Source organism: Klebsiella sp. G-Nf4, from assembly GCF_002810615.1.
GTDB classification, from domain to species: Bacteria; Pseudomonadota; Gammaproteobacteria; order Enterobacterales; family Enterobacteriaceae; genus Klebsiella; species Klebsiella variicola.
In genome coordinates this window covers 302,085-316,029 of sequence record NZ_PION01000004.1, presented here as the reverse complement: position 1 = coordinate 316,029, position 13,945 = coordinate 302,085, and the positions used below count along the sequence as shown (strand labels likewise).

Here is a 13,945-nt window from a genome sequence, read left to right as displayed (position 1 = left end):
CGGTTAAAGGGAGTGCGAAGCCACCTTCATGGGGGGGTAGGTGGGGGTTTTCATGCTTGAGGTCAAACTTTCTAAATTTTGTGTAGCAATAAAGTTTGGCTGCCCCATGTCATCCCGGGGGCTGGCGTACAATTGAAAAAAACAAAACGAGTAGACACCACGGATGAAGCCATTGGATTTAGAAGGTCGCCAATCACCCTCACTGGTCTCCGGGCCATTGCGGCTGACGCGAGGCTTGCCGCTAATCCTGACCAAATTCGTCCCGCCTCGCTCCTCGATACAATTGCTGGAGCGCCCCCGGCTTCTTCAGCTTCTCAATCCCGTTCAGCAGTGCCGGCTGGGCGTCGTTTGTGCCGGCGCTGGATTTGGCAAAACCACGTTGTTGGCGCAATGGCATCAGCAGATGGTCGCCCAGGGGGAACGTATCGCCTGGCTGAGCCTCGATGAGGATGATGATGACGTATGGCAGTTTATTCCTTATCTGCTGCAAGCATTGCGTCCTCTCTATGCTGACTGGGACGCCGATTTCTGGCGTGACATGGAAGAACAGAAGCTCTCCAGCTCCGAGCAACTGCTGGCCGGGCTCATTAACCAGCTACACTACTGCCCGCATGACGTATACCTGATCATCGACGACTTTCACGTGATTAACGATCGTGGGGTCTATGAAGCCCTGGGGTATTTAATCAAGCATGCGCCTGCCGTCTTGCATCTGATCATTGGCAGCCGTTTCCACCCGAATCTTGCGCTGAGCCAGCTGCAGGCCCAGGACCAACTGGTGGAAATCTATGATCGAGACCTGCAATTCACGCTCGAAGAAACAAAACACTATTTTAGCCGCACGGTTGCGCTACCCCTCAGCAACCACCATGCACAGCGGCTACAGTCCGTGACAGAGGGCTGGATTGCAGGGATGAAGATCGCTTCATTGTCCGCAGAATTACAGCATGATCCCGAGCATCTGTTGCGCAATATGCATGGAGGAACACGGTCTATTGCCCGCTATCTGAAAGAGGTGGTACTGGATCCACTGCCGGAAGAGGTTCTCGATTTTCTGGTGAAAACGTCCTTCCTCAGTCGGTTAAATGCCGAATTATGCAACGCAGTGACTGGACGTGATGACAGTAAAGCGATGCTGGCATGGATTGAGCGACACAACCTTTTTTTGTCAGCCCTTGACGAACAAGGCTACTGGTTTCGCTACCATCCTCTGTTGCAGGAAAATCTTCGGACCATGCTGCAGCAGAACAACGATATTGATCGCAAACAGCTACATGAATTAGCCAGTCATTGGTTCGTCGAACAGAAACTGTGGTCTGAGGCGGTACGCCATGCGCTCAGCGCAGGCAAGCCGGTGCATAGCCCCGTACAGGACGGCGCAAGCGCTCAGTCACTGGCGGAAGAAGGGGATATCGATACCCTGATCTCATGGATGCATCATTTACCGCCCAGCACCGATCCTTCGCGCATTGACCTGCAAATTAATCTGGCCTGGGCACTGGCGCATTATTTCCACTTTGATGAGTCGAGGCAGCTGCTTGATAACCTCGATCAGATGGTACTTCATCATCGTGAGGATTTAACCCGCAGTACCTGGTGTAAATTGCGGGTTGTACGGGCAATTTGCGAAGCCTTTGCGGAAAACATCCCGGAGAGTCTGGCTATTGTTCAGCCGTTGCTGGCCGAAGTGCCCTGCGGCGACACCTGGGTTGATGGTCTGATATGCAATATTCTCAGCTATTGCCATGTTGTTAACCAGCGCTATCACGACGCGCTGGAGGTTCAACAGCATATGCCCTCTCCGGAAAGTCCTTTAGATAATCTGTTTGTCTCGGTATATCGCGCTTTTATCATTGCCCAGTGCCATCTTTGTCAGGGCGATCTGGGGAAAGCCGGGTGGTACGCAGAGAAAACGTTGCGTCAGGCTGAATGTTATACCGGTACCCAGTCGACCAGTGGCGCGACGCTGGCACCGCTGCTGGCGGAGATAGCCTATGAATGTCAGAGTGGTGACTCGCCCGATCATCTGTTAGCCGACCGGCTCGAATTCATCGACCGTTTCAGTCCACCCGATGCGCTGAGGCGCTGCTATACCTATCTCGCGCGTCAGGCCCTGGATGGCGATATGCCGTATGAGGCCGAGCGATTGCTGGAGCATGCGCAGCGTCTTGCCGTGTCTCGCGGCTGGCAACGGCTCCAGGCCATGATGTTAGCCGAGCAGGTGAGAGTGCGGCTGCAGTGCGGCAATTTCACAGGCGCAGAGCAACTGCAGCGACAACTTGAACAAATGACCGCCAGCTTCCGAATGGATGCCGAACATCCCTGTCAACGCGCTATCGCTCTGTCTGCATCCCTTAGCCACTGTCGCCTTCTTCTCGCCAGAGGCCAGGCGCCGCAAGCCTGTATTCTCCTGGCTGACATGGTCTCTGATCAGGAAAGCCGGGGGGACGGGTTAACCGCAGCGCGTCTGCGTACGCTCTGGTCATTAGCCTTGTGGAACAGTGGCAAAACTGCGGCAGCGCGCACGACATTTCAGCCAGTCGTGCAGCTGGCTGAACAACAGCATCTCAAGGGGCTCTTTCTTGACGCTGGCGATACCTTGCAACCTTTGCTTATCGGTATGAACGATTCCTCTTTGGCTTGTACAGAGGAAGGGATAATCCATGAACCCTGGGCCGGCAAGCGCGCGCCTGCAGATGGAACACCGTTTAATAGTGGAAGCCCCGATATTCATGGCGAGCTGAGCGAGCGAGAGTTGCAGATATTACAACTGATCGCTGAAGGTCAGATGAATAAAGAAATTGCTCGCTCCCTCGCTATTTCTGCCGAGACGGTCAAATGGCACATCAAAAATATCTACGCGAAGCTCAAAGTGAATAGTCGCACTCAAGCGATGAGCCGGGCGCTGGAGATGAAATTACTGGATTAACGGTTTGAAGAGGGGGCAGTTTTGATGTCCTTGCTCAGCGATAAGTGCGTTGAGTTTAAGGGGGCGACGCAAGGGGAAAGCAACCCTGGTGTAAACCCAGAGAGGCTTTTATCTTGATGTAGAGTGGTACTGTTTTCCGGGAGGAGATCAATTAAACCGTTTTCTCATGCTTATGACTGGCATAAGCGGGGGGCATTATCCTTGCACCAGAGATAATAGAAGCGCCTGAGCAGTTCTTGTGGCCAGGCTGGTTCGCCGGACATCTCGGCCATTTCCAACCCTTCGCCGCACTGTTTGAGGCAGGCGGCCATAATATCCCAGGTAAATTCCGGGTGGAACTGCACCGAATACGCCGTGTCGCTATAGCGCAGAATCTGGCAGACGTCCCGGGTGGAAAAAGCCAGTACGCTGGCACCTTCCGGCGGCCGTAGCACGGTTTGCCGGTGAGAAAGCCAGGCCGCGAAGCGACCGGGACATGTCGTTAGCAGCGGGGCAGTGCTGTTTTCGGCGATCTGGATCAGCTGAAGCCCGTGTTCACTCCCCTGCGGGTTATCCGCAACCAGCCCTCCCAGCGCGTGGGCAATCAGCTGGTGGCCATAGCCGACGCCAAGCAATGGCAGGTTCAGGGCGTGGGCGAGGCGTATCCATTGCGCGGTCTCCTCGCTCCACGCCAACCGGTCGGTGACCATCGCCCAGGAGCCGCTGATGATGGCGCCGCAGATTGTGTCGATAGCGGGCAGGAGCTCATGGCGATCCGGGCGAAAAACCCGGTACTCCCCGCGGTTTAAGGCGAGCACCTGAACGAACCATCGGCTTTGCTCGCCTGCCTCCTGGCGGATGACCGCCGGCGGATCGCCCATTTGAATAATCGCCAACGGCCTGGCCATCTTAATCCTGCAGATAAAAGTCGATGCTGGAGTTCAGTACCGGGCGAATAATCCCCGTCTGTATCGCAAAGTCGCCGAACGCCTCATCCGGGTTAGCCGCCTGCGCCCAGGCGCTCAGTAACGCGTCAAGGTCGCGGATAATCTCCTCAAGCGGCTGGTTCTCTTTATAGAGGCGAGGAATACGCGTTCCCTCGCGGTTGCCGCCGAGGTATATGTCATAGCGGCCCACGGCACGGCCGACGAGGCCGATTTCGGCCAGCATCGCCCGGCCACAGCCGTTAGGGCAGCCGGTGACGCGAAATATCACGTCCCGATCGGCAATCCCGTTACGTATTAAGATAGCGTCAAGGCGATCGACGATGTCCGGCAGCACGCGTTCGGCCTCGGCCATCGCCAGCGGACAGGTGGGATAGGAGACGCAGGCCATCGCGCTTTTTCGCTGCGGCGATACCGTGTCATCAATCAGGGAATAGCGCTGCGCCAGTGCGTCAATCTGTGCTCGGTTGCGCTCGCTGACGCCGGCGATAATGATATTTTGATTGGGGGTTAAGCGAAAATCGCCCGTGTGGACGGCGGCGATGGCGGCCAGGCCCGATTTGAGCGGCTTGCCGGGCTTATCAATCAACCTGCCGCTGGGGATAAACAGGGTGAGATGGTGCTTACCGTCGATCCCTTCGACCCAGCCGATACGATCGCCGCGACTGCTGAAAGCGTAAGGGCGCAGCGGTTGGAATGCCAAGCCTGCCCGCAGCTCGACTTCCGCTTTAAACACCTCAATGCCGAGTCGATCGATAGTATATTTTGTTTTAGCGTTGCGTCGATTTGCGCGGTTTCCCAGGTCTCTTTGGGTGGCGACAACGGCGGTGGCAACCGCCAGCGTAGCGTTCAAAGGAATATACCCCAGCTCCGTCGCCAGGCGCGGATAGGTACTCTGATCGCCGTGGGTCATCGCGAGGCCGCCGCCTACAAGCACGTTGAAGCCCGTCAACTGCCCATTGTCGCCGATAGCGATAAAGTTAAGATCGTTGGCGTGTAAATCGACGTCGTTTTGCGGCGGAATGACCACCGCGGTTTTAAATTTGCGCGGCAGATAGTTGTTGCCCAGAATGGGTTCTTCTTCCGGCTGTGCGATCTTTTCACCGTCCAGCCAGACTTCGGCATAGGCGTTTGTTTTCGGCAACAGATGCTCCGATATCTTTTTAGCCCACTCGTAAGCCTGATGATGAAGCCTTGACTCCACCGGATTTGAAGTACACAGCACGTTACGGTTGACGTCGCCCGCCGTCGCCCGCGAATCGAGACCCAGCTGATGCAATAGCCGATGAACCGGCTTGATATTGCGTTTTAGCACGCCGTGTAGCTGCAGTGCCTGGCGGTTGGTGATGCGGATGCTGCCGTAAAGCGTATGCTGCGACGCAAACTCGTCAATCCCCAGCCACTGCTGCGGGCTGATGATCCCGCCGGGTAAACGCACCCGCAGCATCACCGTATGCAGCGGTTCCAGCATTTGCGCCGCTCTTTCCTGGCGAATATCGCGATCGTCCTGCTGGTACATACCGTGGAAGCGGATCAGCTGAAAGTTATCGCCGAGAAATCCGCCGGTTAATTCGTTATGCAGATCTTCTTTAATCGTGCCGCGCAGAAGCTGGCTCTGCTGTTTCAATCGTTCATTATCCGAAAATTCATCATTGCTCATTATAGTGTTCTCAACAGAGTGCGGGTTAATTCACCCGAAAATACCAGTGAATTACATCACAGCGGATCCTTCACCAACATGAACAGTTTGTTTGTTAATCGATATAACAGTTGTTATAACCACTGATTCTAATTAATTATTATTCGTTCTGAGTTATTTTTCCGCTATTCGTTAGCGATTATTTTGCTAATGGTTGAGCGCATCGCCGATAGATGGTATCAGGGAGGCAGTGATATTGGGGGGCAGCGCGCAGCGATTTATTTTTTATGTGCTGCGACTGCCGGCAGGCTATGTAAGGCAGGAGTGGTATGGATATAGATGCTGAATCTGATTGATAAACGCATGTTTACTTTTGAAATTATATTTAAGGTAGGCCGAGTCGGCATCCTCAATACCGAGGATGATATCCATCATCGCATATTCGATTTTTTTATGGCTGATAAAGGTGTTGACGGTCATTCCGGTTTGTTTTTTGAAAATGCGATGCACATATTGCCGGGAAACTTGCAGATATTCAGAGATATCATAAACTGAAATGTTATTCTTTATATTTTGATAAATATATTGTATTGCGGAATTAACCAATGTCTGGCTGTTGGATATTATGCTGTCGGAGAGTTGAACATGGTGTTGCATAGATACTACTTCTTTTTTAACTATATCTTTTTTATTGTAGGTAATTTAAAACAAAACGAAATATACAATGTTGTGGTTTTTATGGATAACAGTATTACGAGTCCGTGATGATCGAGATTTTAGCGCAGGCGTTTTGTCGGCGTCATTTCCGTTCGCACAGCAGAGTATGGCCTGAAGCATGGCCGATCGCAATCAACCATGCTGCAGCAGGGGCGAGTTAAACGATTTCGTTTATCTGCAGATAATTCCGGCCGTGAAATTGCTGAGCGGCGGCGTTGTCCCGGCACTGCTGACTGTAGCGGCCGGGGGTGACCCCTGTGATGCGTTGAAATGCGCGATTAAACGCAGCCTGGGATAGATAGCCGACTCGTTCCGCGCTCTGCGTCAGGCTTACACCGCCGGCGATGTGCTGGCAGGCCAGTGCAATGCGAATATGGCGCACAATTTCTGCAGGTGACAGCGGCGAAACCTGGTTAAAGCGCTGAATAAACCACGAGCGCGACAGGCCCGATGCGCGCGCCATGGCTTCCACCGTCCAGGGGCGTGCCGGAAACAAGACAATCTCCGCCATCAGATTGAGGAATTCTGTTGTCAGCGGAATATTATCCAACGGCGTCTTCACCGTATGGCTGGATAAATAGTGGCGGATCACCATAAAAAAGAGTAATTCCGTCAGCGAAGCGATAAGCTTTTCACTGCGTAGCGCCGTCTGTGTCGCTTCCCGATTAATCACCGCCACCAGTTTGCCGATGGAGCCGGACCGGTCGTCCTGTGCTTTAAATACGATAACCTGCGGCAAAAAGCTCAACAGCATCTGGCTAATGGTGGTTTTAAAGGTAATAAAACCGCAGGCTAATGCGGTGCTGGTCTCATCTTTGTAAGTCAGCGGCTGCATTTCCTGCACCGGCGCGCGGTAGGCGCTTTGCGCATTTTCATGGGAGGAAAGAACGAATGGACAATCCTGTAAAATAAAAACCATGTCGCCTTTTTCAAGACGTAACGCGCTGGAATGCTGGGCGCAATGCAGCCAGCAGTGCCCCTCCATCACCAGGTGATAGCTGGCCTTTCCACTGCCCGAAGTGCCGCCTTTCCACGAGCCGCAATACTTGCCCACATGGAAAACGGAGTTCTCAATGCTCAGATTATCTAATAACCATTCGCTATTTAGCATAGTAAAAAAGAATAAATAAAGGACGAATGAACAATAATCAACTTTTTATCAGTATTGCTCCCCATGTTCAATAAAAACATACTGATTGTAATTCAACAGGAGGCTAATTATGACAAGAATTACCTTGCAGACCCTGGCAACGGCTCCAGAGGAATCAAAAACTTATCTGGAAAACGCCCAGCGTTCTTCAGGATTTATTCCCAACTTATTACTGGCGCTGTCTAATTCGCCGCAGGCGCTGCAAACATATATAACAGTTGGCGCTATAAATAATAATAACAGTCTATCCGCAGCGGAACGAGAAACGGTGCAATTAATTGCTGCAACTGTCCATGGTTGCGGTTTTTGCGTGGCGGGACACAGCGCAACGGTCGAAAAGAAAAAGATCATGTCTCCGGCCGATTTACAGGCGCTACGCAAGCGGCAGCCGCTGCCAGACCCGCATCTTGAAGCCATTGCCAGCTTCGCCCGCGAAGTCATCGCCACGCGCGGCGCGGTTAGCGAGGCGGCATGGCAGGCGTTTCGCGCGGCGGGTTACGGCGAGCGCCAGGCGCTGGATGTGATCCTCGGCGTCAGCTTGGCCACGCTGTGCAACTTCGCCAATAGCCTGGCGCAAACGCCGCTCAATACCGAGCTAAGTCCGTGGGCCTGGTCCGACTAAATCTGGCCCGTTCTCTGCTGAAGGAGAGTACGCATGCTACATCATTCATTACGCGAGTGGCTTGACGACCGGGCGGCGGAACTCGACCGTTCCAGTGAACTTAGCCACGCGTTATTGCTAAAGCTGGCGCAAGCGAACCTGTTTCGTATCGGGATCGCGCCGGCGCTCGGGGGCAGCGGCGGTACGCTGCTGGATGCGATTGATGCCATTAGCGCGGTGGCCCGCCATTCGCTGACGGCGGCGTTTATGTTTTGGGGACACCGTACCTACATCGACATCCTGACGCAGGCGCCACAGAGCGCGTTATGCGATCGCATATTGCCCGATCTGCTGGCCGGCCAGCTGGCGGGGGCGACGGGTTTATCCAACGCGATGAAATTCCTCTCCGGGCTCGAAGAGCTGCAGATCGGCGGCGTAGCTGACGGGGAGGGGGGCTGGCGGCTCTCCGGGCAGCTTCACTGGGTTACCAATTTACAAAACCGCGGTTTCCAGGCGGTGACGGTTGTTCAGCCTGTTGGCGGCGGTGAACCGTTCATCGCCAGCATCGGATCCGGCCTTGCCGGCGTGTCGCGCTCTGCCGATCTTGCGCTGATGGCGATGCAGGGCAGCGCCACGGCGGCATTGCACTTTGACGATGTCGCGCTGGAAAAAGACGGGGTGATCCATTCTGCCGCCCGGACGTTTTTGCCCGCGGTGCGCCCGCGTTTTCTCGGTTTGCAGTGCGGCATGGCGCTAGGGCTGGCCGAATGTATTCTTGACGAGTGCCGCGACCGATTAAGCGACGGCCATGTGCTGCGCGGGGAATGGCAGACGCTGGCACAGCGCTATCGCCAGATCCGCAGCGACCTTTACGCCGGTGTGGAAAGCCAGCGCTTTGTACAGCAGCCCGGTGAACTGTTCCGGCTACGTATCGGGCTGGTCGAACTGGCGATAAACGGCATACAGCTGGAACTCATGCTCGCGGGAGGGCGGGCCTATCTATCGCCGCAGGGCGATCGGACCGCGCGCCGCTGGCGCGAATGTGCTTTCCTTCCGCTGGTCACCCCCAGTGTTGTGCAGCTGAAACAGCAGCTGGCAAGGCTGCCGGCATGAGCGTGTTACTGCATGCCAGCCACCTTGAGGTGGGGTATCACCGCGGGCAGGCAACGACCCGCCTGCTGCAGGATTTCAACTTTTCGCTGGCGGAAAATGAAATTGTCGCCGTAGTGGGAGCCAGCGGCGTCGGGAAGTCGAGCCTGCTGCGGATCCTCGCCGGGCTGGAAAAGCCGCTGGCTGGAGAGGTGAACTACCTCGGCCAGCCGCTGGACGGCCCGCATCCCCACCTTTCGGTGGCTTTCCAGGACCCCACGCTGCTGCCTTGGCGCACTCTGGAACAGAATGTCGCTTTTGGCCTCGATTTCCGCCATCAGCCGCGGCTTGAGGCGCACGAACGTCAGGAACGCGTGCGGCAGGCGATTGCGTCGGTCGGTCTGATTACCCATCTCAGCAAGCTACCGACCCAGCTTTCCGGCGGGATGGCACAGCGCGTGGCGCTAGCCCGATGTCTGGCGCGGCGGCCGAAAGTGATGCTGCTTGATGAGCCGTTTAGCGCGCTGGATGAAGTCACCCGCCATGATATGCAGCGGCTGCTGATCGCCGTGCTGAATCAACACCGGATGTCGGCGCTGCTGATTACCCATGACATTGATGAGGCGCTGCTGGTGGCGGACCGAGTTATTTTGCTGGGCGGCGCTCCGGGCCGCCTGATGGGCGAATGGCGCCCGCAGATCCCGCATCCGCGTGATAATGCGCTGGAGGCGCTCGCTGCCCTGCGGCTGGACATATTGAAGAAACTGCGTGATGTGCGCGCGGATACCGATGCGGAGAAACGCTATGTGCCTGATGTGTGATGCGATGTCGCGCCGCGACTTTCTGAAATTGAGCGCGCTGCTGAGCGCTGGAGCCGCACTACCGCTGGTAATGCAACAGCAGGCGCGCGCCGCCGCTGAACCGGACGCGCCGGTCAGAGTCGGCTATCTGCCGATCGTCGACGCGGCGCCGCTGCTGGTGGCGCACGGGCTGGGCCTGTTCGACAAGGCCGGGGTGAAGGCCGAGCGTCCGGTGATGTTCCGCAGCTGGTCGCAACTGACAGAGGCGTTTATCGGCGGCCGGGTGAACGTGATTCATATGCTTTCGCCGGTAACGATTTGGGCGCGCTACCAGGCGAAGCTGCCGGCCAAAGTGGTGGCCTGGAACCATACCAACGGTTCGGCGCTGACCGTAGCGCCGCAAATTAGCCGCGTCGAAGAGCTGGAGGGGAAAACCGTCGCCGTACCTTTCTGGTACTCAATACACAACGTGGTGCTGCAGCAAATATTGCGCAGCGCCGGGCTGCAGACAGTCACCGGCGCGCCGGGGAAAAAACAGGTTCGCCTGCTGGTACTTTCACCCGCGGATATGGTGCCCGCGCTGGCGGCCGGGCAGATTCAGGGTTTTATCGTCGCTGAGCCCTTTAACGCGCTAGCCGAAACACGCCATGTCGGGCGGATCCTGCGCTTTACCGGCGATGTCTGGCAAAACCACGCCTGCTGCGTGGTCATGATGCACGAAAGCGATCTCAGCATGCGCCCGGCATGGAGCCAGAGCGTGACCGACGCGCTGGTTAACGCCCAGCAGTGGATCCGCCAGCACCGGGCGGAAACGGCCCAATTGCTGTCGCACAGCGATGAACATCGCTATACCCCACACGACGCCGACGTGCTTCGCCAGGTGCTGTTGCCGACGCCAGCGATGCAGGCTAGCTGGCAAAAGGACGGCGCTATCCGCCACGATGCGTGGCACCAGCAGCGGATTGATTTCCAGCCATGGCCGTACGCCAGCTATTTCGCATCGCTCACCGACCAGCTAAAGCAGACGGTGATGGAGGGCAATAGCGATTTTCTCGCCCGACTCAACGGGCAGCAAGTCGCCGCCGATCTGGTAGCGTCGGATTTTGTGCGTCAAAGTATCGTCCGCGCCGGCGGTATGACCGCGTTTGGTCTTCCCGACGGCGAGTTTGACCGTGAGGAAACGATCGCACCATGAAACCGATTTTAATCCGTATTGGCTGGGCGCTGCCTGGTCTGGCGCTGCTGCTGCTGATCTGGGGGGCAATCACTCACTTTGCCGGCGGAATGGCCGGGCTATTCGCGCCGGAAAACGCCTTGCGTAGCCTTCAGGAGATGCTTGCCCAGGGGGAGCTGGCGCGCAATATTGCCATCAGCTTGTCGAGGGTGGCGGTTGGCTTGGGGCTGGCGCTGATCGTCGGTATCCCGTGCGGCTTGCTGATGGGCTGCTCGGCGGCAAGCGAACGCCTGGCGATGCCGGCTCTGCAGTTTTTGCGCATGATCTCGCCGCTCTCGTGGATGCCCGTCGCCGTGATGCTGCTGGGGATCGGCGATCGGCCGATCTGGTTCTTGCTTAGCTTTGCCGCCGTGTGGCCGGTGCTGCTCAATACCGCCAGCGGCGTCAGGCAACTGCCGCCCGGCTGGCTGCTGCTGGCCCGTTCGTTGAGCGCGACGCGCCGGGAAACGCTTTGGCATATTATTCTGCCCGGTGTTCGCGCCCATATTCTCACCGGCGTCCGGCTGGCCATCGGCATCCTGTGGATTGTGCTGGTGCCTTGTGAAATGTTGGGGGTCAGCTCAGGGCTGGGATATGCCATCCTTGATGCTCGCGACCGGCTGGATTATTCCGCCCTGATGGCGGTGATTGTGACTATTGGCGCGATCGGCTTTTTGATGGACTGGCTGGCCAGGTATTTTATCCGTACGGTTAGCGCCTGATCGCCCTTAACCCCCTGCCGAGGGCGAATGTTCTCGGCATGCCGTAGCGTACCAGCCCATCGGCATGGAAATCAGGGACGGTGCTTGCATGGATTGGGTCAGCCCAGCCACCTTGCGGCGTACGCATCTGAACTCGAGGCTGTACCTTCCCACAGATATAGCCCGGCAAGCCTGCTGGACTGACCCCGAACTATCCGCTTTGTGTAAGCAACGGCGCTCTAAACACAGGAAGGCTATTACCATGTTATAACAGCGCTGGAGCTGAAATGACTCTCTTACAGGACCGGCTTTCTGGCGGTCCCTCTGAAACCTGATCAGGCAATAAACCTCTTCGAAACCCTAACTCTTCTGTTAGATACAAGAGAGAGCGTTCCTGTGATAAAAACTCGATTTTAACCTTAACAATTCTAAACATGTTTAACGTTTTTTTAAGAAATGAAATGCTATTAATTTATTGATATTTTATAAAAAATATTTTTTCAGGCTGGATATATAAAAGCGTATGCATGCCATAAGACACTTCATATCGAAGCTACAGTCTTTTTAAACATCGCATCGTGGGGGTCTCTATCCAGAACAGTGTATGGCAGTTTTGATGCCCTGGTTCAGCGATAAGAACAGTGAGCTTAAGTGCGTTGGTTGCGGGGGAAAAAGTAACCCAGGCGTAACCCCAAACAGGTTTTTAAAGACAGTGGCTTATGTAACTTTTTGATTGAAATGGTGCCGATAATAGGAGTCGAACCTACGACCTTCGCATTACGAATGCGCTGCTCTACCAACTGAGCTATATCGGCCCTGCAAGAGGTGTTCACGAGCGTGAATCACGAGGCAAAAGGTTAGAACTTAGCGGGCGATGCGTCAATAGCCAGTGGAATCAACTGCCTATTTTTGCATCGCCCGTTCTCATTTACGCACGAATGGTATCGTCGCCGAAACCAATCCACTTATAGGTGGTTAACGCTTCCAGTCCCATCGGGCCGCGGGCGTGCAGCTTCTGGGTACTGACCGCCACCTCCGCGCCGAGGCCGAACTGGCCGCCGTCGGTGAAGCGCGTGGAGGCGTTCACGTAGACGGCGGAAGAGTCCACTTCATTGATAAAGCGGTTGGCGTTACGCAGGGTGCGGGTCAGGATGGCGTCGGAGTGCTGGGTGCCATGCTCGCGGATATGGGCGATAGCCTCATCCATATCAGCCACCACTTTGACGTTCAGATCCAGCGACAGATACTCGTCGTCGTACTGCTCCGCTTTCACCGGCTCGACCTTCGCCGGGCCGTTCTGCAGCGCGGGGAGGGCGGAAGGGGCGGCGTGCAGGGTGACGCCGCTCTCGGCCATCTGCTTGCTTAACGCCGGCAGGAAGGTGTCGGCGATGTTGCGGTGCACCAGCAGCGTTTCCACGGTATTGCAGGTACTCGGCCGCTGGGTCTTGGCGTTGACGATGATCTTCAGCGCGGGGGCGATCTCGGCGGTTTCATCAACGAAGATATGGCACACGCCAATCCCGCCGGTGATCACCGGGATCGTTGACTGCTCGCGGCACAGCTTGTGCAGGCCAGCGCCGCCGCGGGGGATCAGCATATCGATGTATTTATCCATCTTCAGCATTTCGCCCACCAGCGCGCGATCCGGGCTCTCAATGGCCTGTACCGCGGCGGCCGGCAGACCGCACTCCTGCAGCGCCTGCTGGATCACCTTCACCGTGGCGGCGTTGGTGCGCCAGGTCTCTTTCCCGCCGCGCAGGATCGCCGCGTTGCCGGTTTTCAGGCACAGGGAGGCGACGTCGACCGTCACGTTGGGTCGCGCTTCATAAATCACGCCAATCACCCCCAGCGGGACGCGGCGACGTTCAATACGCAGACCGCTATCCAGCAGCCCGCCGTCGATCACCTGGCCGACCGGATCGGCCAGATTGCACACCTGGCGCACATCGTTGGCGATGCCGCTCAGACGCGCCGGGGTCAGCGCGAGGCGATCAAGCATCGCTTCACTCAGGCCATTGGCGCGAGCTTCGGCTAAATCTTCCGCGTTGGCGCGCAGAATATCGTCGGTCTGCGCTTCCAGATAATCGGCGATCTTTTCCAGTACCTGGTTCTTTTCCCGGCTGGAGAGTAACGCCAGCTGCCAGGAGGCCGCTTTGGCGGCAATGCCCATTTGTTCCAGCATT

The 13,945-nt window shown here is 56.2% G+C and carries 11 protein-coding genes and 1 tRNA gene; 6 read left to right on the top strand and 6 right to left on the bottom strand.

Annotated elements, in window-relative coordinates; translation table 11 throughout:
* Positions 1-163: 163 nt before the first annotated feature.
* On the top strand, positions 164-2,929 hold the full coding sequence (locus tag CWM57_RS11555) for a LuxR C-terminal-related transcriptional regulator (protein WP_100676219.1): 2,766 nt from the start codon (positions 164-166) through the stop codon (positions 2,927-2,929).
* Positions 2,930-3,099: 170 nt separating this feature from the next.
* On the opposite strand, the gene CWM57_RS11550 is transcribed toward CWM57_RS11555, so the two are convergent.
* From CWM57_RS11550 to CWM57_RS11535, 4 genes are all read right to left on the bottom strand, one after another.
* A complete protein-coding gene (locus tag CWM57_RS11550; protein ID WP_008805288.1) occupies positions 3,100-3,816 on the bottom strand; it encodes a glutamine amidotransferase in 717 nt (238 codons plus the stop codon).
* Between the two features lies 1 nt (position 3,817).
* Entirely contained in the window at positions 3,818-5,512 is a 1,695-nt protein-coding gene (cysI, locus tag CWM57_RS11545) for an assimilatory sulfite reductase (NADPH) hemoprotein subunit (protein ID WP_100676218.1), read from the bottom strand.
* A gap of 288 nt (positions 5,513-5,800) precedes the next feature.
* On the bottom strand, positions 5,801-6,148 hold the full coding sequence (locus CWM57_RS11540) for an AraC family transcriptional regulator (protein WP_008805290.1): 348 nt from the start codon (positions 6,146-6,148) through the stop codon (positions 5,801-5,803).
* 217 nt (positions 6,149-6,365) lie between these two features.
* Complete coding sequence (locus tag CWM57_RS11535; RefSeq protein WP_008805291.1) at positions 6,366-7,319, bottom strand: AraC family transcriptional regulator; 954 nt, start codon at positions 7,317-7,319, stop codon at positions 6,366-6,368.
* Between the two features lie 109 nt (positions 7,320-7,428).
* Here CWM57_RS11535 and CWM57_RS11530 point away from each other — a divergent pair, with 109 nt between their 5' ends.
* From CWM57_RS11530 to CWM57_RS11510, 5 genes are read left to right on the top strand one after another with little or no spacing between them, the layout of a single operon-like run.
* Positions 7,429-7,980 carry a carboxymuconolactone decarboxylase family protein gene (locus tag CWM57_RS11530; protein ID WP_074386784.1) on the top strand — a complete coding sequence of 184 codons (552 nt, stop codon included), beginning with the start codon at positions 7,429-7,431 and terminating at the stop codon, positions 7,978-7,980.
* Between the two features lie 33 nt (positions 7,981-8,013).
* A complete protein-coding gene (locus CWM57_RS11525) occupies positions 8,014-9,072 on the top strand; it encodes an acyl-CoA dehydrogenase family protein (RefSeq protein ID WP_074386783.1) in 1,059 nt (352 codons plus the stop codon).
* Entirely contained in the window at positions 9,069-9,869 is an 801-nt protein-coding gene (locus CWM57_RS11520) for an ABC transporter ATP-binding protein (protein ID WP_008805294.1), read from the top strand. Before CWM57_RS11525 ends, CWM57_RS11520 begins: the two co-directional genes overlap by 4 nt.
* Positions 9,853-11,043, top strand: coding sequence for an ABC transporter substrate-binding protein (locus tag CWM57_RS11515; RefSeq protein WP_100631403.1), 1,191 nt, complete (start codon positions 9,853-9,855; stop codon positions 11,041-11,043). The genes CWM57_RS11520 and CWM57_RS11515 overlap by 17 nt, the downstream gene beginning before the upstream one ends.
* Entirely contained in the window at positions 11,040-11,783 is a 744-nt protein-coding gene (locus tag CWM57_RS11510) for an ABC transporter permease (protein WP_100631404.1), read from the top strand. The genes CWM57_RS11515 and CWM57_RS11510 overlap by 4 nt, the downstream gene beginning before the upstream one ends.
* Before the next feature lie 718 nt (positions 11,784-12,501).
* On the opposite strand, the gene CWM57_RS11505 is transcribed toward CWM57_RS11510, so the two are convergent.
* Both CWM57_RS11505 and proA read right to left on the bottom strand, forming a co-directional pair.
* Positions 12,502-12,577 (bottom strand) — tRNA-Thr (locus CWM57_RS11505).
* Positions 12,578-12,690: 113 nt separating this feature from the next.
* Positions 12,691-13,944: a glutamate-5-semialdehyde dehydrogenase gene (proA, locus tag CWM57_RS11500; RefSeq protein WP_008805305.1), complete on the bottom strand. Its 1,254-nt coding sequence runs from the start codon at positions 13,942-13,944 to the stop codon at positions 12,691-12,693.
* Between the last annotated feature and the right edge of the window lies 1 nt (position 13,945).

Bases quoted from the DNA above. Each gene is read 5' to 3' on its own strand.
- CWM57_RS11510 (WP_100631404.1), top strand. From the start codon at position 11,040: ATGAAACCGATTTTAATCCGTATTGGCTGGGCGCTGCCTGGTCTGGCG.
- CWM57_RS11520 (WP_008805294.1), top strand. From the start codon at position 9,069: ATGAGCGTGTTACTGCATGCCAGCCACCTTGAGGTGGGGTATCACCGC.
- cysI (WP_100676218.1), bottom strand. From the start codon at position 5,512: ATGAGCAATGATGAATTTTCGGATAATGAACGATTGAAACAGCAGAGC.
- proA (WP_008805305.1), bottom strand. From the start codon at position 13,944: ATGCTGGAACAAATGGGCATTGCCGCCAAAGCGGCCTCCTGGCAGCTG.
- CWM57_RS11535 (WP_008805291.1), bottom strand. From the start codon at position 7,319: ATGCTAAATAGCGAATGGTTATTAGATAATCTGAGCATTGAGAACTCC.
- CWM57_RS11540 (WP_008805290.1), bottom strand. From the start codon at position 6,148: ATGCAACACCATGTTCAACTCTCCGACAGCATAATATCCAACAGCCAG.
- CWM57_RS11550 (WP_008805288.1), bottom strand. From the start codon at position 3,816: ATGGCCAGGCCGTTGGCGATTATTCAAATGGGCGATCCGCCGGCGGTC.
- CWM57_RS11515 (WP_100631403.1), top strand. From the start codon at position 9,853: ATGTGCCTGATGTGTGATGCGATGTCGCGCCGCGACTTTCTGAAATTG.
- CWM57_RS11525 (WP_074386783.1), top strand. From the start codon at position 8,014: ATGCTACATCATTCATTACGCGAGTGGCTTGACGACCGGGCGGCGGAA.
- CWM57_RS11530 (WP_074386784.1), top strand. From the start codon at position 7,429: ATGACAAGAATTACCTTGCAGACCCTGGCAACGGCTCCAGAGGAATCA.
- CWM57_RS11555 (WP_100676219.1), top strand. From the start codon at position 164: ATGAAGCCATTGGATTTAGAAGGTCGCCAATCACCCTCACTGGTCTCC.